Genomic DNA, 23141 nt, shown 5'->3' with positions numbered 1-23141 from the left:
CCCAATCTGAGCCGCCATGCGGCTGGTTGTCAAATGGGAGGACATCATGACGACATTCACACTGGGCCGTCGCGCCCTGATCGCAGCTGTGGCCGCAATTGGCCTGACAGGGCCGGCCTTGGCTGATGGCCATCAGGTCGTGGACAGCATTCACTTTCTGATCCCCGGTGGTGCCGGTGGCGGTTGGGACGGAACCGCGCGCGGCACGGGCGAAGCGCTGACAAAAGCTGGTCTGGTCGGCACGGCGTCATACGAGAACATGTCGGGCGGCGGTGGCGGCAAAGCCATTGGATATCTGATCGAAAATGCCGACAGTAACCATGGTACGCTGATGGTGAATTCGACGCCGATCGTGATCCGCTCTTTGACCGGTGTATTCCCTCACAACTTCCGCGATCTGACGCTGGTTTCGGGCACTATCGGCGACTATGCCGCGATCGTTGTGGGCAAAGACAGCCCGATCAACTCGATGGCGGATCTGCTTGCCGCTTTTGATGCCGACCCAAGCGGTACTGCGATCGGTGGCGGCTCGGTTCCCGGCGGCATGGACCATCTGGTCGCCGCGATGGTGATGGAAGCAGCGGGCAAGGATGCGCTTGGCGTGAAGTACATCCCCTATGATGCTGGCGGTAAAGCCATGGCGGCCCTGCTGTCGGGTGAGATCGCCGCCCTATCCACCGGTTTCTCGGAAGCGGTCGATCTGGCAAACGCGGGTGAAGTCAAGATTATCGGCGTGACATCCGAAGAGCGCGTTGACGCGGCTCCTGACGCGATGACGATGAAGGAACAGGGTATTGATACCACCTTCGTGAACTGGCGCGGCTTTTTCGCGGCTCCCGGTCTGCCCGAAGACAAGCTGGCCGCCTACCAGGAAGCGATTGCCAAGATGTATGACACCCCGGAATGGGAAGAGGTTCGGGCACGCAATGGTTGGGTCAACATCCACAACTCGGGCGCTGACTTCCAGACGTTCCTGGAGCAGCAGGAACAGCAGATCGGCGACCTGATGAAAAAGCTGGGCTTCCTCTAAGTCCGTTTTCGGCAGAGCGGGTCCGCCGCTCTGCCTTCCCACGAACAAGAACAAGGAGGGGGTCTCATGGCGCTGGATCGCTGGATCGCACTCATTCTTCTGGGTGTGTGTTTGACATATGGCTATGCGGCTTGGTTCACGATGGACGGCAGCCTGCCCCCTTTCATGCAGAGAAACCCAATTTGGCCCAGTACCTTCCCCAAAGTGCTGTCGGTTCTGGGTATCATCACCACCACGATCATTTTGCTGGGCTTTGAAAAGACGGAACCAAAGGAATCCGATATCGATTATCGGCGGTTGGGAGAATACCATCTTGATCAGGCGCTTATGCTACTGGCCTTGATGGTCGTCTACGCGCTTTGCCTGCGCCCCGTCGGGTTTCTGATCTCGACCTCGGCCTTTCTGATCCTCGGGTCTTTCATTCTGGGTGAGCGCAAATGGCACGTCATGCTGCTCGTCGCGCTGATCGCCACCGGCGCGGTCTGGTATCTGGTTCAGGAAGTTCTTGGCATCTACATGCGCCCATTGCCGGGCTTTTTCGGAGGCTGACATGCTCGAAGGACTTCTGATCGGCCTGCAAACGGCCTTCTCAATTCAAAACCTGCTGATGGTAATCGCAGGGTGCCTGATCGGCACGTTCATCGGCATGCTTCCGGGTCTTGGGCCGATGTCGATCATTGCCATCATGATCCCGGTCGCGATTTCCATGGGCGACCCGTCCGCAGCGCTGATCCTGCTGGCCGGTGTGTATTACGGCGCCATCTTTGGCGGTTCGACCTCTTCGATCCTTCTTAATGCGCCGGGGGTCGCGGGCACTGTTGCGTCCAGTTTCGACGGCTATCCGATGGCTCGCCAGGGCAAAGCAGGTAAAGCATTGACTGTTGCAGCTATTGCAAGTTTTGCCGGCGGTACGATCGGGGCCATTTTGTTGATGGTATTTGCCCCTGCTCTGTCTTCGGTGGCACTGCTGTTCCACTCGGCCGAGTATTTCGCGCTTATGGTCGTGGGCCTGTCCGCAATCGCAGCCTTCGCAGGCACCGGCCAAGTGGCCAAAGCCGTCATCATGACGCTTCTTGGATTGATCATGGCAACGGTCGGTGAAGGTGCATTGTTCAACCTGCCGCGTTTCACCATGGGTATCATGGATCTGCAATCGGGCTTTGGCTTCATCACGCTTGCCATGGCCATGTTCGCCTTGCCCGAAGCGCTGTTTCTGGTGCTCAAACCAAAGAACCTTCAGGGGGATGACGGTGAGATCAAGGACCTGCGCATCACAGGCCGTGAAGCCAAGGCCATCGCGCCGGTGATCGGCCGCCAATCTGTACAGGGCTTCTTCATCGGGGTTCTTCCCGGTGCGGGGGCAACGATTGCCAGCTTCCTCGGCTACGCGGTCGAGCGCAACATTGCCCCGAAAGAGGAACAGGAAGAATTCGGCAAAGGATCAATAAAAGGTCTGGCTGCGCCCGAAACGGCGAACAATGCGGCATGTACCGGTTCTTTCGTGCCGCTGCTGACACTGGGCATTCCCGGGTCCGGCACCACCGCGATCCTGCTTGGCGCTTTGATCGCCCTGAACGTGACACCTGGCCCACGCCTGATGCTGGACGAGCCACAGATTTTCTGGGCCGTGATCATGTCAATGTTCATTGGCAACCTTGTCCTGCTGATCCTGAACCTGCCGCTGATCCCATATATCGCCAAGGTTCTCTCGGTTCCGCGCAATTACCTGATCCCCTTCATTTTGTTCTTCACCCTGATGGGGGCCTATATCGGGCAGAACAATGCGACCGAGCTTTTGATTCTTGTTGGCTTCGGTGTTTGCGCCACCGCGTTGAAATTTGCCGACTACCCGCTTGCGCCGCTGCTGATCGGTTTCATCCTCGGGGGGATGATGGAGGACAACTTTGCCCGCTCGATGCAGCTCTATGACGGTATTGCTTTCATCTGGGAACGTCCGATGACGCTGGGTCTGCTTGTTGTCGCGGTGCTGCTGGTGCTGTTGCCCAGCTATCGCGCACGCCGCGCGCGTGCCCGGGCTGCAGGGGTTGCCGACGGTGACTGAGCCACTGGCAGGAATACGGGTTCTCGATCTGACGAATGTCCTCGCGGGTCCGTATTGCTGCTATCAACTGGCGCTCATGGGTGCCGAAGTGATCAAGGTCGAACGCCCTGACGGTGGCGACCTTGCCCGCGTTCTGGGTGCTGATCCTGCCAGAAACAAGGCCGGTATGGGCGTCAGCTTTCTGGCGCAGAATGCTGAAAAAAAGTCCATCACGCTCAACATGAAATCAGAACGGGGCAAGGCGCTTCTGAAACGCCTTGTACAGACGGCCGACGTACTGGTAGAGAACTTTCGCCCCGGTGTGATGGATCGGCTTGGACTTGGGTATGGCGTCTTGCGCGATGTGAACCCCAGCCTGATTTACTGTGCCATAAGCGGGTTCGGTCAGAACGGCCCCCGCCAGGGCGATCCGGCCTATGACCAGATCGTGCAGGGTATCAGTGGCGTGATGTCTGTCACCGGCGGTCCAGACACCGCACCCTATCGCGTTGGCTATCCTTTGGCGGACACGATCGGTGGAATGACAGCTGCTTTTGCAGTGTCCGCCGCCCTGAACGCGGATCCTCGCGGGGCCTATCTGGATGTGGCAATGTCCGAAGCCGTGATCTCGACAATGGGTTGGGTCGTGTCGAACTATCTGATCGCCGGCGCCATTCCCGGGGCCCATGGCAACGAAAACACGACGTCAGCGCCGTCAGGAACATTTGCAACTGCTGACGCGCCCATCAACATTGCCGCAAACCGCGACGAACAATGGCAGGCACTGGCCCGGCATCTGGGACGACAAGACCTGCTGGCCCACTCGGACTACGAAACACGCGAAGACCGCAAGCGCAATCGCCACGCCCTGCGTGAGGCGCTGGAGGAAAGTCTGCGGACCAGAGCGGCCTCAGACTGGGTACGCGAACTCAACGCAATCGGAGTGCCAACCGGGCAGGTATTGACCGTGCCCGAGGCGCTTGATGACGAACAGCTAGCTGGTCGCGGCCTGATCGGGTCTTTGAAGGTGCAGGGCGAAGACATGAAACTTGCAGGCAGCCCCATTGTCATGGACGGCGAACGGCACATGCCGCGCACCGCTCCACCACAGCTCGGGGCGGACAACAGTGCGATCTGGTCTGAAATTGGTCTATCCGGCGCGGAAATTGACGCCTTGAGCAAGGAAGGCATCATATGAGCGATGTATCCGATTGGTGGACGACTTCCATCATCGATATGGAACCTGGACGGATCGACCTGCGCGGAGAGCCGATCCAGAATCTGATCGGACATCTCAGTTTCAGCGAAATGATCTGGTTCATGGTTCGTGGCGACCGACCATCTGGCGCGCAGGCCCGGTTGTTCGAGGCCGCGTTGGTCGCCGCCGTGGACCATGGACCTCAGGCGCCCTCCATCGCAACGGCGCGCATGGCCGTGACTTGTGGGCTGCCGCTGAACAATGCGATGGCGAGTGCCGTGAACATGTTGGGGGATATTCACGGCGGGGCTGGTGAGCAAGCAGTTACGCTGTACCATTTCGTGACGCAACATCCTGGCCGGTTGGATCAAACGCTGGACGAGTGGATCAAGAGCGAAGGAAAGATCTTGCCGGGTTTTGGCCATCGTTTCCACACGCCAACGGATCCGCGCGCACCACGTCTGATGGCGTTGGTCCGTGATGCTGTGAAGGACGGGGCTTGTGATGGTCAGTTTATGCGGATCGGGCAGGCGATCGAGGCAGAACTGGCCCGGCGCAAGGGGAAGCCCGTTCCTATGAACATTGATGGTGCCACGGCGGTGATCTATGCCGAGTTGGGCTTTGCGCCCCCATTGGCACGCGGTCTCTTCTGCCTATCCAGATCTGTTGGCATTCTGGCCCATGCGTGGGAACAGATGCAGCAAGGCGGCCGGAACAAGGGACCGACTCCGCCGGCCTACCGCTGGACCTATGTCGAGACGTAGGTCGCTAGGCAGTTCTGAGCCGTGGGCGTTTGGCCAACAGGTCAGCCGCTGCACGGGCAATGACCAGTTCTTCATTGGTCGGGATTGCCATGACCACGACGCGGGACAGATCGGTTGAAATGATCCGGTCATTGTCCGCATTTGCGTCGGGATTCAGCTCGATGCCCAGCCATCCCATCCCGGAGCAAACCCGGTCACGCACCAGACGCGAGTTTTCCCCGATCCCACCGGTGAACACCAAGGCATCGATTCCCCCGAGAATGGCCGCCATCGCGCCAAGCTCGCGCCGAATACGGAAAGTGAAATAGCTGATCGCCTGACGGCTTTCGCGTGTGTCCGCCTTTTCCAGGGTACGCATGTCGTTGGACAGCCCGGACAGGCCCAACAACCCTGACTTCCGGAACAACAGGTCTGAGATTTCGTCAGCGCTCAGCCCTTCCTGGTCCATCAGATACAGGACCACGCCGGGATCCAGTTGACCACAGCGCGAACCCATCGGCAGCCCGTCCAGGGCCGAAAACCCCATGGTCGAGCCCACTGATCGCCCTCCGATCATCGCACACATCGATGCACCATTGCCCAGATGGGCCACGACCACGCGCCCTTCGTGCAGAAGCGGCGCTGTTTTTGCCATGTGATCCGATATGTATTCATAGCTGAGCCCGTGAAAGCCATAACGCCGAACACCTTTGTCGTAATACTCGCGCGGCAAGGCGAAAACGTCGTTCTCCCAGGGGTGGTTGCGGTGAAAGGCCGTATCGAAACAGGCAATCTGAACCGCGTTCGGAAAACGTTCCATCGCCGCCCTGGCCCCGGCCAGATTGTGCGGCTGATGCAAAGGCGCGAACGGGGACAGCTTGTCCAGTTCTTGAATGGAAGCCTTGGTCAATGGCACAGGAGCGTCAATGTCAGGTCCACCATGGACAACACGATGCCCGACCGCAGTCACGTCGCTGTTAGGAAATGAGCGCGCAAGCAGGTTCAATACCCAGTCCAGGGCTGCGGCGTGATCACTGATTTCTCCGGCAGTGCCGCTGGCAAGGACACTTCCGTCGGAAGACTTTGCTTTGACAAGCGGTTCCTGTTCTCCAATCCGCTCGACCGCCCCGGTGCACACCATGATCGGATCGTCATCGGTTAGTTCAAACAGGCCAAATTTCATCGAAGACGATCCAGCGTTCAGTGTCACGACATGTGTCATGCGGGTGCTCCGGTGCGTGAAAGTGAGAAGGCGTCGTGCAGGGCTGCCACGGCGCAGGAAGCCAGCCGGGCTTTGTCGTCATCGGCACGGCTGGTCAAAATGATGGGCGCTTTGGCCCCCATGACCACACCGGCCCCTTCTGCATTGGCGATGTAGGTCAGTTGCTTGGCCATCATGTTCCCGGCATCCAGATTGGGCACCACCAGAATATCGGTTTTGCCCGCGACATCCGACACAATCCCTTTGGAACGTGCAGCCGCAAGGCTGACGGCATTGTCCATGGCCAGAGGGCCGTCAACAAGCCCGCCCGTGATCTGACCGCGCTCAGCCATTTTCGACAGCAAAGCCGCATCAACCGAGGATCGGATCGCCGGATTGACGGTTTCGATTGCAGAAAGAATACCCGCCCTGGGGTTTTCGATCCCCAGCGACAGGGCCAGGTCGATTGCGTTCTGGACAATATCAATCTTGGTTTCCAGATCGGGTTCGATATTGATCGCAGCATCCGTCACCAAGAGTGGTCTGGGTTGTCCGGGCACGTCCATGACAAAGACATGGGTAAAGCGGCGACCGGTGCGCAGGCCTTTCTCGCGCCTGAGCGCGGCTTTTAACAGTTCGTCGGTATGCAGATGCCCTTTCATCAGCGCCTTTGCTCGACCTTCCGCAACAAGATCGACCGCCGTGTTGGCCGCGCTGAAATGATCGCTCTGCGGTATGATTTCGATCCCATCCAACGATGCTCCGATTTCGGCGGCAGCGTTCGCGATCTTGTCCGGGTCACCGATCAGAATGGGTGTGATGATCGTCTCATGCGCGGCCAACAGCGCCCCACCCAGGGCATTGGGCTCTTCCGGAGCCACAACAGCAGTCGGCATAGGCGGCAGCGGGCGTACCTTTTCCAGCATGGCATCAAAGTGACGATGACGTTTCACCACCAAACCAGGCAAATCCAACTCGGCAAACACCATCTCTTTCTCCGGCGCGATCACGACGGCCTTCCCGCTGACGATCACGGCACCGTCCGATGGGCGCGTAACGACCGTGTCAAAGACAACCTCCCGATTTGGTCGCTTTTCCAGAACGGTGACTTTGGAGACCAGTTCATCACCGGCATGCGCCCTTTCCACAAAGTCAAAGCATTGCGATTTGTAAAGCGTCCCTGCCCCCGGCAGAACGTTCCCCAAAACGGCTGAGATCAGGGCCCCCACGAACATGGCAGGGGCAACCGCTTCGTTGATGTGGTCGCCGTCGCCGTCTTCGCTGGCCAGATGGAGAGGATTGTGATTGCCCGAGTTGTTGGCGAACACATAGAAATCATCGACCGAGCACGTGCGGACCAACTCGGCGGTATCACCGACCTGAAGCTTGTTGTATGGCTTGTTGTGGTACTGCATGAGCTTTCGTTTCTGTTTCGATCGGTTTGGCGACGCTGTGAACTCTCTTGCTGATACCGAGTTCAGCGCACAATGAAAACAACGCATGCTGGCTGCCGGTATCGGTCTGCACGCTATTTCCGGTGGGTAACGCCTTCATGTCGTGACGCCCGGATAATGTGCAGATTGCAGATCAGGCGCGCCGCTTTCCGCCGCCGCCCTGTTTGCGCATCGAAAGACCGATCCGCTTTCTGGGCACATCCACCTCGACCACGCGCACTTTCACGACTTGCCCGGCCTTGACGACCTCATGCGGATCCTTGACGAAGCGGTCCGCCAGCTGGCTGACATGAACCAGCCCGTCCTGATGAACGCCCACATCCACAAATGCCCCAAAGGCCGCCACGTTTGTCACGGTGCCCTCAAGAACCATTCCGGGCTTCAGATCGGTTATCTCTTCGATGCCATCCGCGAAACTGGCCGTGACAAAACTGGGTCGCGGATCCCGTCCGGGTTTCTCGAGCTCGGCAAAGATATCCAGAACCGTGGGCAGGCCGAAATCTTCGGTTACGAATTGTTGTGCCCGCAACCCTTTCAAGGACCCTTCATGGCCCATGATGTGCCTGATATCCCGCCCGCAGGCGGACACGACGCGGCGGGCGACTTCATAGGCTTCGGGGTGCACCGACGACGCATCAAGCGGTTCGGCGCCGTCCCTTATGCGAAGAAACCCGGCGCATTGTTCGAAGGCACGCGGACCCAAACCTGCGACGGACAACAAGTCCTTGCGCGATTGGAACGGTCCGTTCAGATCGCGATGGGCGACGATGGCTTCGGCTTGCGCCGGGCCCAGCCCCGACACACGGGCAAGCAAAGGTGCAGAGGCTGTGTTCAGGTCAACCCCGACCGCGTTCACGACATCCTCGATCGCGGAATCCAGGGATTGCGACAGGCGGTGCTGGTCAACGTCATGCTGGTATTGACCGACGCCAATGGATTTCGGTTCGATTTTGACCAGTTCCGCCAATGGGTCCTGCAATCGCCGGGCGATGGACACCGCCCCGCGCAGCGAGACATCCAGATCGGGAAACTCTCGCGCTGCCAGTTCAGACGCGGAATAGACCGAGGCACCGGCTTCGGACACAACCACCTTGGTTGGCGCTTTTACCGTCTTGGGCAGCAGAGCCAGCGTATCTGCAACCAACCGTTCGGTTTCTCGGCTCGCAGTTCCGTTTCCGATGGCGATCAGCTCGATCTGGTGGGCCGAGATCAGATTGAGGATGGTCGCCTGCGCCCCGCGCAAATCGTTTTTGGGTTGAAAGGGATAGAGCGTGTCAGTGGCCACGACCTTGCCCGTTGCGTCAACCACCGCCGCTTTCACGCCGGTGCGGATGCCGGGATCAAGGCCCAAAGTGGCCTTGGCACCTGCCGGAGCAGCAAACAGCAAGTCCTTGAGGTTCCGTGAAAAGACCTGAATTGCCTCGTCCTGCGCACGGCTGCGCAGATCGGCCATCAATTCGACCATCATGGACAGCGAAAGCTTGACCCGCCATGTCCACCCGGCAACTTTGCGCAGCCAGGCATCACCCGGCCCATTGCCGCGTGTCTGCAAATGTGCGGCCACGATGGTCTCGGCCCGGGCTGCCCCGAACTCCGGTTCCGGCGCGATATCAAGTGAAACAATGCCCTCTTTTGACGCCCGCAGCATTGCCAATGCCCTGTGCGATGGAACATCCGCCCAACGCTCGGAATGGTCAAAGTAATCGCTGAACTTGGCGCCTTCCTTTTCCTTCCCGTCGATAACCCTGGCGCTGAGCAGCGCCTCGCGCTGCATGAAGGCCCGCAATTCACCCAGCAATGTCGCGTTTTCCGTCAATCGTTCGGTCAGAATGTCGCGCGCGCCGTTCAGCGCGTCACGAGGGGTGGCAACGGTTTCGCTCAGATATGCCCCGGCCAGTGTTTCCGGGTCCGCATCGCGATCGGCCAGAATGGCTTCGATCAGGGGTTCCAGCCCGTTTTCACGCGCGATCATCGCCTTGGTGCGCCGCTTGGGCTTGTAAGGCAGATAGATGTCTTCCAGCTGTGCCTTGGTTTCGGCCCGAGCGATCGAATTGCTAAGAACTTCGGTCAGCTTTCCCTGTTCTTTTATCGACTTCAGGATGGTTTCCCGCCGTGCCTCAAGCTCACGCAGATAGGTCAATCGCTCGGACAGAAGGCGCAACTGGGTGTCGTCCAACCCACCGGTTGCTTCCTTCCGATAGCGGGCGACGAAGGGAACTGTCGCTCCGTCATCCAATAGATTGATCGCAGCACCGACCTGATCGGAACGTGCGTTGATCTCGGTGGCTATGGTGCGGGCGATACGGTCCAAGGGGGCCTCCTGAAACGGCAGTGGAAGGGCTTCTTAACGAGCCGTTTCAGCAAGGGGAAGTCCCTTGTACCGGTCCGTCGAAAGGCATCAGCAGGTAGCCACTGTTTTTGCGGCTATTTGGCATTTCTTGGACACTACCAGCGTGCAACGGCCTCAACCCCACGGCATCAGCCCGCAATACCCGGTGCGCGCGCTTGCGTTATGCGCCATTTGCGCCAGCGTCGTCAGGTCAAAGACCGGCAGTTTCAGGTCTTCCTGAATGCGGTTTGCATAAGGCGGAAGATCCGTGCATTCCAATACCACCGAGCGTATTTCAGGCGTATCGCGCTTCAGCCTGCGCGCAGCGTCCAGCACTTCGGCCTCGATAAGATCAGTATCCATACGGGTGCGCGTGTTGCGCAGGATGACTTCGGCAAACTCGCTGGTGTGTTCCAGACCCTGCACGGCCACCGGAACGCCCCCCGCCCCAACGCCTTCGAAATGACGTTGTGTCAGCGCTGATGAATCCGCTGTAATCACCCCGACCGGTGCGCTGGCCCCGGTCATGTGAAAGGCCAATGGCACCTGTATCAGGCTCGAAGCGAAGACTGGCACCGATACGGCCGCGGCCAACTCTTTTTGGAACAGGGCGAGAAACCCGCAACTTCCGGTAATGGCGCGAACGCCTTCAGCCTCAAGCCGTTGCGCGCCTTGTATGAATGGGTTCAGCAGATCAGGTGTCGGGTTGTTCAGCAGCGTTGGCACCGTGACGCCATCTATCATCTCGTACAGCACCGGGAACGGCAGGCTGGATGGGTTCTTGATATGCCCGGGCGGTTTGGGGAAATAGCTTTCCAGACACAAAACGCCGATAGAGGCTCCGCAGGTATTCTGTCCACCCTGGTAGATCGGCATAATGGGGCTATCCTTCTTCGAAACGGTGGTTGTTGCGCGTCAAAATCGCGACAAGGCGAATGAATCCAATGAGATGTTGAGGCGTTGCCCTGACACCAAATCAGCCACCAGCTCACCTGTTTTGGGGGCCATCATCAAACCGTAATGGGAATGACCAAAGGCGGTGAACAGGCCCTTGTGCCCCTCAACCGGACCAATCGCCGGCAAACTGTCGGGAAAAGACGGGCGTCGACCCATCCAGAACTGCGTATCCGAGGTGTTCAGATCCGGCATCATTGCGCGGGCCTGTGCGGTCAGAAGCGACTGTTTGCGTGGATCTGGCGGCGCGTCGATGCTGCCGAATTCGGCCGTGCCCGCCACACGCAAACCGTCCTGCATCGAACTGGCCACCACCTTGGCGTCCACATCCATCACCGAGTTTTCCAGGCTGGCAGAGGGGGTCGGGAATTGGACATGGTATCCACGCTCGGCCACCAGTGGCACGGGCAAACCCAAAGGTTTCAGCAACGCGGCAGACCAAACCCCGGCGGCCAACACGACAGTATCGGCGTGAAGCGCACCGGCCGGCGAGGTCAAATGCCATTGGCCGTCTTCGGTGCGCTTTATTTCATTGACTTCTGTCCGCACGAACTCGGCGCCTTGTCGACGGGCCTTGTCGGCCAAAACCTCGCCAACCCGGCCGGGTGAAGTAACCCGCGCCTGCCCTTTGATCAGGATCGCTGCTTTGAAATCCCTGGATAAAGCGGGTTCGATCCGGCGCAGCTCTGGCCCGCCGATCCGCTCAAGCCGTCCGCCTTTTTCCTGCCGGATCAGGTATCCCAGTTCTTTCAGGTCAGCCTGATCCGGGTTGCGAAACGCGTGGATATAATTGGAATCAACAATAAGGTCTTCGTGCCCGGTATTTTGCAGATGCCTTCGGTACAGATCTACCGATGGGCGGCACAATAACTCCATTGCGTCCGAGATATTGCGTACGGATTTCTCGCTCGAAGTCTTCAGGAACCTCAGGCCCCAGGGTATCATCCTGGGCCAGAACGCAGGCCTGACGGTCAACGCGCTTTTCGGATCCAGCAGCATCCGAGGAATCGTTTTCCAGATACCCGGCGTGGCCTGTGGAATGACCGACCAGGGCGAGACGACACCGGCATTGCCGAACGAAGTCTCCTGCCCCGGATCTCCACGGTCGATCAGACGCACGGCAATACCGCGCTCCTGCAACGAGAGCGCACAACACAGGCCGACGATCCCGGCGCCGATGATGGTCACTTGTTCAGGCATGTCAGATCGTTGCTTGAATTCGGCTGCGGGCGATCAACTGTGTGACGATGACAGGAGACGCCACCGCCAGAGCGATCAGGTCAGCCGTCAGCGTGGGCGCAACGAAGATAATCCCGGCAACGACCATCAGGATGCGCGACACGCGGTTGAGTGGCCGCAACCAATACCCCACGACCGCCGCCGAAAGCGCGATGACACCGGCAATACAGCTGGCGGCGGTATAGGTGAATTCCCAAAGATCGAACCCTGTGGAAGACACGAACAGCAAAACCGGCGCATAGACGAAGGCCATCGGCGCGATCACCTTGCCCAGTCCCAGCGTAAAGGCGGACAGACCGGTGCGGAACGGGTTGGAATTCGCAATCGCTGCGGCGGCATAGGCCGACGTGCAGACCGGAGGTGTGATCTCGGAGACCACGCCGTAATACAGCACGAACAGATGGCTGGCGATGGGTGGAACCCCCAACTGCGCCAGCGCAGGCTGCGCGACCGAAACGAGCATGATGTACAGTGCGGTGGTCGGAATGCCGGCCCCCATCAGAATGCAGACGATGGCAATGAAAACCAGCGAGATAAACAGTTGCAGGTCTTCCATCGCAAACAGTTGGAAGCTGCCGAACGAGATCATGTTGTAGAGATCGGATGCCAGATTGCCCGCACCCTGTGTCACCATGAATCCGATGCGGAAACCGATACCGGTGGTGTTGATCACACCCACCACGATACCCACCGCGGCGGCAGCGGCCCCCACGGCCAGCGAGTACTTTACCCCAAGTTCGACCGCGGCCAGCATCTCGGGCACTTCGATCCGTTTCTGCGGGTTCAGCGTGGCGATAACCGACAATCCGCACAGGATCGCGGTCATGGACAGGTCGAACCCACCGTCGGAGAACTTCCAAAGCACGAACGCAAGAAACGCCGCTGCGTAGATCAGAGTTGGCGGCTGCTTGATCCGCGACATGCCCGCGATCACCGCCAGCGATATGCCACAGAAGGCCGACATGAAGGGTGTGTATCCAGTGAACAAAACCACCAGCAGGCCGATCAGCGGCACGATATTGGCCCAGCCTTCGGCCCAGACGGCCTTGAGCTGCGGCAATTGCTCTTTCGCCAGACCTTGCAGGTTCAGCTTGCGCGCCATCAGATGCACCACGGCAAAGACGCCGACATAATGCAAGAGCGCCGGGAAGATCGCAGCGATCACGATGGTGGTATAAGGCACCTCGAGGAACTCGGCCATGATGAAGGCCGCAGCGCCCATGATGGGCGGTGTGATCTGGCCGCCAGCCGAAGACGCGGCCTCGACCCCGCCCGCAAAGTGACCGGGGTATCCAAGGCGCTTCATGTTGGGAATTGTCAGCGCGCCGGTCGAAACGGTGTTGGCCACCGAAGAGCCCGAGATCGTGCCGAAGAAGGCCGAGGATACCACCGACACTTTGGCCGGGCCGCCCGTATAGCGGCCCGCCAAAATGGTTGCGTTGTCAATGAACAGTTGCCCAAGCCCCGTTCGCTGAGCGATCACGCCGAACAGGACAAAATGGAACACGATGGTCGAAACGACCCAAAGCGTCACGCCATAGATTCCTTCCTGCGGGAAGTACATTGACGATACGAAGGTTTTGAAGTTCACGCCCGGATGTTGAAGCAACCCGGGAAAATAGGGGCCCAGCAGCGCGTATGAAATGAATACGCAGATAATCAGCGGCAGCACCCAACCCAGCGTGCGGCGCGCGATGTCCAGTACCAGAAGGATGATGATGACGCCGAGGATTACATCATAGCTGTTTGGGTTGCCCATTCGGAAGGTTTGTTCCTCGATCCCCAGGAACGGTATGCCGCGCCAGGCGAAACCCACGTAAAGCGCGGCGATGATGCCAAGCGCCATGAAGACTAGATCATAGAGAGGGACGTTGCCGATGCGGAAACGACTGACTTTGAGAGCATAGAGGCTTTTGGCTCCGACAATCGGGATCGTGGCGTAGACCAGAATGAACAGCAGAGCCAGATAGATGCCCATATGCCAGTGGTCGGCAGGCAGGCCGAAACCAGCCGTGAAGAATTCGTAGAATGCAAAGATCAGGGCGACGACACGCAACACCTTGCCTGCCGTGGGCGTGACCTGCCGGACAGCGGCGCCTTCGTCGAACTGTTCTTCGATGGCCGCAAGTTCCTCGGCCGTCAGTTCGTGGTCATCAAGTTTCTGGGTCTCGGACATGATGGCCCCCCGATTTCGCATGATTCCAGAGTGCGGTGCCCCGACCGGGGCACCGACAACAGGTTTCAGTCAGGTCTGGTTATTGAAGAAGACCGGCTTCTTTATAGAACTTCTCGGCACCCGGATGCAGCGGAACACCCAGCGCCTCGACGCCGTCGAGGGCGGTATCAGGCGTGATCTGCTTGCCCTTTGCGTGGCCGTTGTCCAGCAGCTTGCGCGTGTTGTCGTTCCACAGGGCCTTGGTCAGCTGATAGACTAGGTCTTCGGACAGATCCGATGACACGACCAGCATCGCGCTTACCGCAGGGGTCTTGGTTTCGGAATCGATGCCTTCATATACACCCCCCGGGATAGCGGACGGGATATAGGCAGGAATGATCTCGTTGATCTTTGCCAAATCTTCATCGCTGAAGGAATGCAGGTTCATGCCCTTGGTCGAAGACAGCTGCACCATTGCGGCAACCGGCCATCCTGCTGCGTAGAAATAGGCGTCAAGTTGGCCATCGGCCAGACGTTCGGCGCTCTGACTGTTGTTCAACTCGGCCTCATCCATATTGTCACGGTTGACGTCCCATGCTTCCAGCATTTGCAACACGGCCACCTGCGTGCCCGAACCGGCCTGCGCGATACCAACGCGCTTGCCTTTGAGGTCACTCAGATCGTTGATCGTCTGGCCTGCGGGAAGAACCAGGTGCAGGTCTTCCGGGAACAGGTTTGCGACGATGCGCAGCTTCGGGTGGGGTTTGCCTTCAAACTTGCCCTCACCCAGATACATCGAACGGGTTACATCAGCCGCGGCCAGGCCGGCCTCAAGCTCGCCGTTTTGCACGGCGGCATTGTTGAAGACTGACGCAGTTGTTGACTGTGCGATAGCGATCAGCCCGGGCACACCGCATTGGCCGCCCTCTTCGCAGGGGCGTGAGCCCGGAGGGGCCGAAATTCCGTTGGCGATGGTCCCTCCGATCGGGAAATAAGTGCCGCCTGCACCGCCGGTGCCGATGCGGAAAAAGGTTGGGTCCTGTGCAAGCGCCGGTGCAGCCAATGCACCCGCCAAAGCCAAACCCGTCAGGCATTTCATCAATCTCATCGTAAGCTCCCAGTTGTGGATCATTGGATTCGGTTTGTCCGAATTCTGATCCGTTCAGCCTATGCAATTTTAACATAAATACAAATTTGTTATATTTAACAAAACGAAAGTTTAGCTTATGCTTTGGACATGAACCTTGCTCAATTGACTGTTTTTCGTGAGGTGATGGAAACCGGGTCCATCTCTCAGACCGCAAAGAAGCTGAACCGGACACAACCGGCGATCAGCCTGGCAATCAAGAACCTGGAAAGAAGTCTTGGACTGACCCTGTTCGAACGAAAAGGCCGGCGTTTGATCCCGGTGCCCGAGGCGCATTACCTGTTGGCGGAAACCACTGGGATACTGGACAGATTATCAACGGTTTCCAGCACGATGCACGGGCTTCTTAAAGGAAGTTCAGGCAACCTGAACATTGCCGCCATGCCGGGACCGTCCATTTTTGCCTTTCCGAATTTCATCAGCCGCTCGGTTGGCGGAAATCCGGACATTCGGGTTACGCTGTCAACCCGCAGCTCGCCCCAGATAATGGAACTTGCTGGCACTCAGAACATTGATTTCGGGTTTGCTGATTTCGAACACCCGGTCGGAAAGAAGCCGCAATTCACGGCAGAGATCATCAGCGGAGATTGCTTTTGCGCAATGGATCGGGACAATCCGTTGGCGCAAGAAAAGGCTTTGAAGATTTCGGATCTCGATGATGTGCCAATGGGTGGACTGTACGACACCCACCCTTTCCAGAAAAAAGTTCAGCGCGCTTTTCAGATGGTTTCAGCCACTTACAAACCAAGTGTGACGTGCCAGTATTTTCTTCCGCTCATTCCGTTTGTTGGATCGGGGCAGTGCTGCTCGATTGTCGATCCGTTGACCGTTGCGACGGAACGAAAGCTGAATATCTCGCATGGCCGTGTGGTATTCCTGCCTTTCAAGGACCCCCTCAGATACGAATACGCCATCCTGTCGCCGGATCACCGCCCCCCGTCGCAATTGGCGCTGAAAATAAAAGCGGGGTGGAAGGCGGAAGTTGTATCGATGCTGGATCAGACCAACGCGAACCCGCGGACGGAAGATTTCTGAAAGACACAGGACGGCACTGTGACGCAGGCGACAACCGGAAGAACTCAGATGCCGCGCGCAACAGAGGCCTCCAGCGTCGATTTGAGCTGTTGCGCATCTATCGGTTTGTAGAACAGCGGCAGCTTTGCTTGTTTGCACTGCTGGACAAGCTCTTGTGATCGATTGGCTGAAATAATGCAGCCGGGCAAATACCCGAATTCATCCGTCAGGGCACGCATGGCGTCCGTCCCTGTTTTCCCGTTATTCAATTGATAGTCTGCGACAACAAAATCTGGCAGGATACCTATTTCGCGCAGAAGGCCAATCGCTTCGCTTTCGCTTTCGCATTCAAGAACTTCGACGCCCCAGGATTCGATGGTCATGGTCAAGGCGCCGCGCAGGTTTTCATCGTTTTCGATCAACAGGGCGACGGTGTTGCCCAGCACATTCGAGTTCGGTTTTTGTACCACTGAAGAGCAGAGAGAAACCTCTGGTTTTGCCCGGGCCAAAGGTATTTCGACCGAAAACCCCGTTCCCTTTCCAACTTCGGAAAACAGCTGGATGGGATGTTGAAGCAACCCGCAGGCCCGCTCGACAATCGCAAGACCCAACCCCATGCCTTCGGCAGCGCTGGCATCCGAATGCAGGCGCTGAAATTCCTGAAACACGATATCTCTTTGGTCTGATGCTATACCGATGCCCGTGTCCCAGACCTCCAAGGCAATTGCGTTCTTGCGATGCCTGACACCAACAAGAACTTTCCCGGTCTCGGTGTACCGGATCGCGTTTGACAGCAGATTCTGCAATATCCGCCGCAGGTAACTGGCATCGCTTGTGACCAGAGCCTTTGTGTCGACAAAACGCAATTTCAGACCTTTGGCCTGGGCGACGGGCTTGAATGCGTCTTCCATCTGCAAGAAAAGTTCGCCCACCGACACCGTGGACAGATGCGCCTTGGCCCGCCCGGAATCTAGCTTTGAGATGTCCAGCAGGGCTTCGAGAATGTGTTCGACACTGTTCAGGGCGCTTTCTGCTTTTGCTGCGACGGTCTGCGCTGTGTCTTTGTCCAAACCGCTGCCCAGTGACGCAACATAGAGTTTTGCCGCAGACAGAGGTTGCAACAGGTCATGGCTGGCGGCAGCCACAAAACGCGATTTTGACGCATTCGCCCGTTCAGCCTCGTTCAGCGCATCCGCAAGCTCCATTGTGCGTGAAGCCACACGTTGTTCCAGCATTTCCTTGGCTTCGTACAAAGCCTCAGCAGACTTCCGCTCCGCAGTTACATCGGTAAAGGAAATCACAAAGCCCCGGTCAGGCATTTCCTGGGCAAAGACCGACAGGATTTTCGATCGCCCCCGATGCATCTGGAACTGAAGGGGGCGGCGATAGGTTGGTCGGCTGACCCAATCCAGCAGATCCGCCTCGGTTATGCCTTTCTGAAAGCTGATATTGTCGCCCAGGCGATTGGACAGGGTTTCAAACCGCGTGCCCATCTGAAACTGCGTGATCGGAATGGCCAAAAGCTCGCTTGCGCGGGTGTTCCACCCGATCATGCGGTGCTTGTTGTCAAAGATGCAGACGCCCTGATCGATATGTTCAAGCGTGGCGCGGATCAACCGCGCCTTGTCATCCAGAATGCGATCCCTTTCTTGCCGTTCGATCCGCATGATGTCTGTCACGTCGGTTTGCAAGATCACGGTGCCCCCGTCTGGCGTGCGGTGTTCGGAAACTTGCGACCACCGATTGCCAGAAAGACGAACATTGAACACCACGTGGTCATCTGCGTGACGATCCAGGCGGCTTTTGGCCCAGTCCCCCGGGGTCATTGTCTCTGGCAGGGACAGGAACCCGGATTGGCTGACCAGTTCCACGTAGTCGGCAAAGCGCAAGCCGGGGTTCAGCTGTTCCTGAATGTCGGGCATATGCATCCCGAACCGGCTGTTGCACAGCACCAGTTCTTCGTCACGATTGAACAGGGCGAATCCTTCCTGCACCGTTTCGATCGCATTTGCCAAATCTGCGCGCGCTGCTTCGGTTTCCTTGTTGGCCTGCGCCAACCTGGCGTTGGAGTCATTCAGAAGCTCAAGCGCGCGCTCAAGATCATCCGTTCGGGCGCGGACCTCTTGTTCAAGCACCGCCGCCCGTTGGAACTGAGCATAAGCCGCGCCAGAGGCATTGGTGGATTCTTCCACGCGCCGCATCAGGGCTTCGACGATTTTCCTGAGCTTCTCGTTCTGACGATCAAGTGAGTCCGAGGGATCTGTGAGATGCTCGATCATGCCTTACTCTTTCTCGGGCGGGTATATCGCCACACCGGTCAGGGTCTGGTTCACATGGATCGAATTGAATTGCTCTCCATAGGTCGAGAAACCGACCACGTGATTGCGAGACAGAATGTTCGAGATCGCGCGCGTCCTCTGCTTTTGCTGGGCCTCCAGCCGGCGAAGAATGCAGTCACAACCCAAAATGGTGTCGGGTTGCTGCTTCTCGGTCAACAGGCTGATTTCTTCCTGTAGGTGTTCAACCATGTCCCGAGGTTCGGCCAGCGTCAGGACCAAGCCTTCGTCAATCGCCGAAAAAAAGACAAGATCGCCGTTTCCCGCCACCTGCTGGATCGCACGGACATGGTGTTGCCCGCCTATTTGCACAACGACCGGATGGGCTGCGAATGTGAATGTAGTGAGCTGTTCCGGGTCTTTGCCGAGAATGCGGGCGTATTCGCGGGCCGCGGGTTCGGCATTGATTTCCTGAACGATGCGTTTGGCCGGGTCCGCCTTGGTCACCACCATGCGGCGGGCGGTGGGCAGAAGGTGATCGGTCTTGAACACCTTGATCGGACACCGCGTGCGAACCTGGGTCAGTATGGCGGCATTGCTTCTTGCCTGTCCCTGATACAGAACATATGTGCGCCCGAATTTGGTTCCATCCCCCGCCGATCCACCGAACAATGGTACCGGCCCAAGCCCCACAGCCAATTCCGACGTCAGTTCATCTTCTTTTGTCGACAGCCCGTCAATCATCAGGAACGTGAATTCGTGGCTCCATTCGGGCGCGCTTGCCATCATCGCGTTCCTGTTGTGGATCATCTCTTTGATGATGCTGTCGGAATCGAATTCGTTCAGGTCCGGAACAAGAACCGTGCGTGTTTCGAAATGGGATTGCGGCAGGCCGATCGCGACGATCTGATCTTCGCAATACCCACTATCCGCCAGCTCTCCGGCGGTGGTGCATCCAACAATCGGGGTCGGCGCAAAGGCGCGCGCGGCATCCGCGATCACCACGGGTGCATCAGCGTTCGGGCTGACAAAAAGAATGACAAGCGCAAGTGGGTCATCACCCAACTGGCGTCTGAGTGTCTCGATCGACTGCCCGGTGTCGTGGCGTGCAAAAGCCGTTTTGACGATGCCTGGCGTACGGGCCCGGGCTGTTGCCCGCCCGACTGCTTGGTCCATCGTGCCTCCTCCCTAAAAGCGCGACGATAACGTGAGAGTATGACGCCTAGCCTTGATCTTGCAAGACACTGGCAAAAGACGCTTTCTTGGCGATCAGAACCGCCTGCGTGCGGCTTTGGACACCCAGTTTTCGCATTATTGCGGTCACATGCGCTTTGACGGTCGTTTCCGCAATCGACAGGTCATAGGCGATTTGCTTGTTCAGTTTACCTTCGCAGATCAGTTGCAGGATACGCGCCTGCTGGTTTGTCAGTGTCGCCAGTCGTTTGACCGCTTCGCCGTGTTCGTCGTCTTCCTCTGTGTCGATCAAAACGCAGCCTTCCGGCACGAAGACGTCACCGGCATGCACGGTCTCGAATGCAGTACGGAACACGTCGCGCTGACTGTGCTTGGGGACATAGCCCGATGCGCCGGCCCGTATCACCTGGCTGACGACGCGGTTGTCGGTCAGCGACGACACCACGATTACCGGTGCGTTTGCGGCAGCCTTCAAGCGGACAAGGCCATCCAACCCGTCCACATCCGGTAAATTGAGATCCAGCATGACAGCATCAGGTTTCAGCCCACTTGCCAGCAGATCCAATGCGTCTTCCAGCCGGTCTGCCGTATGGATTTCCCGAATCTGAGCCACACTTTGCAGGGTCATCGACAAGGCGTCGCAAAACAATGGATGGTCATCAACGATCAGCACGTTTTCGAAATCATTGCGTGCGGCGGATTCAGCAAGCATCTGGTATAGCCTTTTGCATTCAAATGGTCTCCAGCCTAACCAATCCTAGCAACGAATGAAATCCACGCATACTGGCGGAAAGTCGTATAGCAACGCGCACCCCGGATCAGGGGCACGCGTCAGGATTTTGTTACGTCCTAGGGCAGTTAGCCGAAGCCAGTTCCTTCGGCAGGCGGAAAGTCCACAAGGTGCCGCCCTGGTTCAGGTAGTTGACCTTCTTGGCCACCTCATCACCCCACAGAGGAACCGCGCCGCCCCAGCCCGAAATGATCGAGACATATTGTTCGCCGTACTGTTCCCAGGTCACAGGCTGCCCGACGATGCCCGAGCCGGTCTGGAACGACCACAGTTTCTCGCCGGTTTCGTCATCCAGCGCGATAAACTCACCTTCGGGCGTGCCAAAGAACACCAGCCCGCCAGCCGTCGTCATCACGCCTGACCACAGCGGCGCGTCGTTCTTGTATTCCCATTTCCATTCGCCGGTATCCGGGTCGATGGCCTTGAGCGAGCCGATGTGATCTTCGCAGTTTGGTTTGATCGTAAAGCCTGCGCCCAGATAGGCAGCACCCTTTTTGTACGAGATCGGCTCGTTCCAGATATCCATGCCCCATTCGTTCGATGGCACATAGAAGTTACCGGTACGCTGCGAGAAGGCCATCGGCATCCGGTTCTTGCCGCCAAGGAAAGAAGGCGATGCAAAGATCACTTCACCCTTCTTGCCATCAGCCGCTGACGCCGGATCGCCAGGGCGGTTGTCTTCGGCAAAGACCGGACGGCCGGTCCCATCCACGCCGGACGCCCATGTTATGTCTTTGACAAACGGATTGGCCGGCACAAAGGCGCCGTCTTCGCGGTTCAGAACATAGAAATACCCGCCGGGATTTCCGGTGATCACCAGCCCGTCGACGATCAGCGGAGCCGCGGTGTAAGAGCACCCCGCCTTGTAATCCGCGATCTTGTCACGCCACACAACGTCACCGGTGTCTTTGTTCAGGGCCACGATCCGGGCATCAAGTGTCCCGAAAATCACCTTGTCACCGTAGATGGCGGCACCCCGATTCAACACGTCACAGCAAGGCAGGATGCCCTCGGGCAGGCGCGCATCGTATTGCCAGACCTCTTTGCCGGTCTCCAGATCAATCGCATACAGGCGCGAATACGATCCGGTGATGTACATCATGCCGTCATAGATCAGTGCCTGGGTTTCCTGCCCGCGCTGTTTTTCGCCACCAAGGCTGAACGCCCAGGCCGGCAACAGGTTCTTGACGTTGTCCTTGTTCAGCATGTCCAACGGGCTGTAGCGCTGCAAGTGGCGTCCCATCCCGTTTGTCACGACCTAGGTCGTAATTGACTGGTCGTTGGCCAGATCGTCCTCGGTAACTTCTGCATGGGCCGTGCCCACTGCAATCACGCTTGCGACCACCGTCATTGTGAACCGGTTCTTCGGTTTCCTCCCTAGACTTGAGTCTTCCCTCCACGCCGAATCCCCGACAGGTCGGAGCTGTTGGCATGGCAACTATTCGCAGGCGGGTCTGTCGGCGAAATTGCACAATGGTCGTGGGGGCAATTCGCGCATTTCATCCGGGCTCCACACTCATGGTTTCGGCGGCACCAGCGGTGACTTATCGGACCACTTTCGGGCATCTGTCGCAACGGATTGCGACGCGGCGCCGATCCTTCTCCCGGACGAACATGATCTTGATACGGTTGCGCCATTTGGCCCTGCGCGCGTCGTTCGGAACGGGTCTGTCCCGCGACGTCCCGCCCAGAATGCCGGGATATGTTTCCTTGACCTTTCAGGCCGCCCAAAAATCTGCCGACCACCATTGCCGCTGAAATTCAGGAGCTTGTTTCAGTTTTCGGCGTCGATTTCAGAGCTGACCCAAAGTTCGGTTCCGCCCTTCATGAATTCCGCGTGGCGCGGGCGCGAATCCACCAGGGTGTTGGCGAACAACTCCTGTGTTTCAGTATCGATCCAATGAGCCATGTTGGTGGTCTCGGATGTGGTGACAGCGATCTTTCCATCGGGTGAAACCGCCATTCCTTCCGGTTCGATACCCACGTCAATCTGGGCAATCACCCTCCGCGACACCGTATCGACGACAGTTGTGATCGCGTCATCTTCGTTGGCGATGTAGAGATGCCGATCATTCGGGTGCAAAACGAACTGTTCGGGGTCTTCGCCGGACGGCAGATCATAAAGGATTTCTCCGGTTTCGGGATCCATGACCTGCACCGAGTCATTGTCTGACGCGCAGATGTAGAGAACCGAGAAGTCCTTGGTAAAAGTAATCCCGCGTGGTCGTTCACCGGTTTCAAGGGTGCGGATCACTTCAAACGTTTCGATGTCGATCACACTGAGCGTGTCGTCTTTTTCGTTGCTTACCCAGATTTCATCTGCGGCCGCCGGGGCGCAAAGTGCCGTCGCAGCCAAAAGGGTGGCTACCTTCATCT

Annotated in this window: 16 protein-coding genes and 2 pseudogenes; 6 read left to right on the top strand and 12 right to left on the bottom strand. The window is 57.9% G+C overall.

Features of this window, described 5'->3' with window-relative positions; genetic code table 11:
- Positions 1-46: 46 nt before the first annotated feature.
- The 5 genes from NOR97_RS18195 to NOR97_RS18175 all read left to right on the top strand — a co-directional run bounded on the left by NOR97_RS18195 (position 47) and on the right by NOR97_RS18175 (position 5033).
- Positions 47-1030 carry a tripartite tricarboxylate transporter substrate binding protein gene (locus NOR97_RS18195; protein ID WP_257600933.1) on the top strand — a complete coding sequence of 328 codons (984 nt, stop codon included), beginning with the start codon at positions 47-49 and terminating at the stop codon, positions 1028-1030.
- A 66-nt stretch (positions 1031-1096) separates the two neighbouring features.
- Positions 1097-1579 carry a tripartite tricarboxylate transporter TctB family protein gene (locus tag NOR97_RS18190; RefSeq protein ID WP_257600932.1) on the top strand — a complete coding sequence of 161 codons (483 nt, stop codon included), beginning with the start codon at positions 1097-1099 and terminating at the stop codon, positions 1577-1579.
- A gap of 1 nt (position 1580) precedes the next feature.
- Positions 1581-3092: a tripartite tricarboxylate transporter permease gene (locus NOR97_RS18185; protein WP_257600931.1), complete on the top strand. Its 1512-nt coding sequence runs from the start codon at positions 1581-1583 to the stop codon at positions 3090-3092.
- Entirely contained in the window at positions 3085-4269 is a 1185-nt protein-coding gene (locus tag NOR97_RS18180) for a CaiB/BaiF CoA-transferase family protein (RefSeq protein WP_257600930.1), read from the top strand. The genes NOR97_RS18185 and NOR97_RS18180 overlap by 8 nt, the downstream gene beginning before the upstream one ends.
- A complete protein-coding gene (locus tag NOR97_RS18175; RefSeq protein WP_257600929.1) occupies positions 4266-5033 on the top strand; it encodes a citryl-CoA lyase in 768 nt (255 codons plus the stop codon). Before NOR97_RS18180 ends, NOR97_RS18175 begins: the two co-directional genes overlap by 4 nt.
- Before the next feature lie 4 nt (positions 5034-5037).
- Here the strand turns inward: NOR97_RS18175 and NOR97_RS18170 are convergent, their stop codons facing one another.
- The 7 genes from NOR97_RS18170 to NOR97_RS18140 all read right to left on the bottom strand — a co-directional run bounded on the left by NOR97_RS18170 (position 5038) and on the right by NOR97_RS18140 (position 15452).
- Positions 5038-6234 carry an acetate/propionate family kinase gene (locus NOR97_RS18170; protein WP_257600928.1) on the bottom strand — a complete coding sequence of 399 codons (1197 nt, stop codon included), beginning with the start codon at positions 6232-6234 and terminating at the stop codon, positions 5038-5040.
- Entirely contained in the window at positions 6231-7628 is a 1398-nt protein-coding gene (locus tag NOR97_RS18165; RefSeq protein ID WP_257600927.1) for a bifunctional enoyl-CoA hydratase/phosphate acetyltransferase, read from the bottom strand. Before NOR97_RS18165 ends, NOR97_RS18170 begins: the two co-directional genes overlap by 4 nt.
- Before the next feature lie 172 nt (positions 7629-7800).
- Positions 7801-9978 carry a Tex family protein gene (locus NOR97_RS18160; protein WP_306980167.1) on the bottom strand — a complete coding sequence of 726 codons (2178 nt, stop codon included), beginning with the start codon at positions 9976-9978 and terminating at the stop codon, positions 7801-7803.
- A 153-nt stretch (positions 9979-10131) separates the two neighbouring features.
- On the bottom strand, positions 10132-10872 hold the full coding sequence (locus tag NOR97_RS18155) for an aspartate/glutamate racemase family protein (protein ID WP_257600926.1): 741 nt from the start codon (positions 10870-10872) through the stop codon (positions 10132-10134).
- A 39-nt stretch (positions 10873-10911) separates the two neighbouring features.
- On the bottom strand, positions 10912-12150 hold the full coding sequence (locus tag NOR97_RS18150) for an FAD-binding oxidoreductase (RefSeq protein WP_257600924.1): 1239 nt from the start codon (positions 12148-12150) through the stop codon (positions 10912-10914).
- Between the two features lies 1 nt (position 12151).
- Positions 12152-14365: a TRAP transporter fused permease subunit gene (locus tag NOR97_RS18145; RefSeq protein WP_257600922.1), complete on the bottom strand. Its 2214-nt coding sequence runs from the start codon at positions 14363-14365 to the stop codon at positions 12152-12154.
- A gap of 79 nt (positions 14366-14444) precedes the next feature.
- A complete protein-coding gene (locus tag NOR97_RS18140; RefSeq protein ID WP_374041627.1) occupies positions 14445-15452 on the bottom strand; it encodes a TAXI family TRAP transporter solute-binding subunit in 1008 nt (335 codons plus the stop codon).
- Between the two features lie 129 nt (positions 15453-15581).
- Here NOR97_RS18140 and NOR97_RS18135 point away from each other — a divergent pair, with 129 nt between their 5' ends.
- Positions 15582-16526, top strand: a complete 945-nt coding sequence (locus NOR97_RS18135) for a LysR family transcriptional regulator (RefSeq protein WP_257600921.1) — start codon at positions 15582-15584, stop codon at positions 16524-16526.
- Between the two features lie 44 nt (positions 16527-16570).
- Here NOR97_RS18135 and NOR97_RS18130 read toward each other — a convergent pair whose 3' ends face one another.
- The 5 genes and pseudogenes from NOR97_RS18130 to NOR97_RS18105 all read right to left on the bottom strand — a co-directional run.
- Complete coding sequence (locus NOR97_RS18130) at positions 16571-18784, bottom strand: PAS-domain containing protein (RefSeq protein WP_257600920.1); 2214 nt, start codon at positions 18782-18784, stop codon at positions 16571-16573.
- 3 nt (positions 18785-18787) lie between these two features.
- Positions 18788-19957, bottom strand: coding sequence for an FIST N-terminal domain-containing protein (locus NOR97_RS18125; RefSeq protein ID WP_170345437.1), 1170 nt, complete (start codon positions 19955-19957; stop codon positions 18788-18790).
- Positions 19958-20003: 46 nt separating this feature from the next.
- Positions 20004-20687 carry a response regulator transcription factor gene (locus tag NOR97_RS18120; RefSeq protein WP_170345438.1) on the bottom strand — a complete coding sequence of 228 codons (684 nt, stop codon included), beginning with the start codon at positions 20685-20687 and terminating at the stop codon, positions 20004-20006.
- Between the two features lie 130 nt (positions 20688-20817).
- Positions 20818-22059, bottom strand: a pseudogene (locus tag NOR97_RS18115) (PQQ-binding-like beta-propeller repeat protein); the annotation flags it as partial.
- Between the two features lie 495 nt (positions 22060-22554).
- A pseudogene (locus NOR97_RS18105) lies at positions 22555-23139 on the bottom strand (PQQ-dependent catabolism-associated beta-propeller protein); the annotation flags it as partial.
- Positions 23140-23141: the final 2 nt, after the last annotated feature.

Source organism: Ruegeria sp. YS9, assembly GCF_024628725.1.
In the GTDB taxonomy this organism is placed as follows: Bacteria; Pseudomonadota; Alphaproteobacteria; order Rhodobacterales; family Rhodobacteraceae; genus Ruegeria; species Ruegeria atlantica_C.
This window is presented reverse-complemented; position numbering and strand designations above follow the sequence as displayed.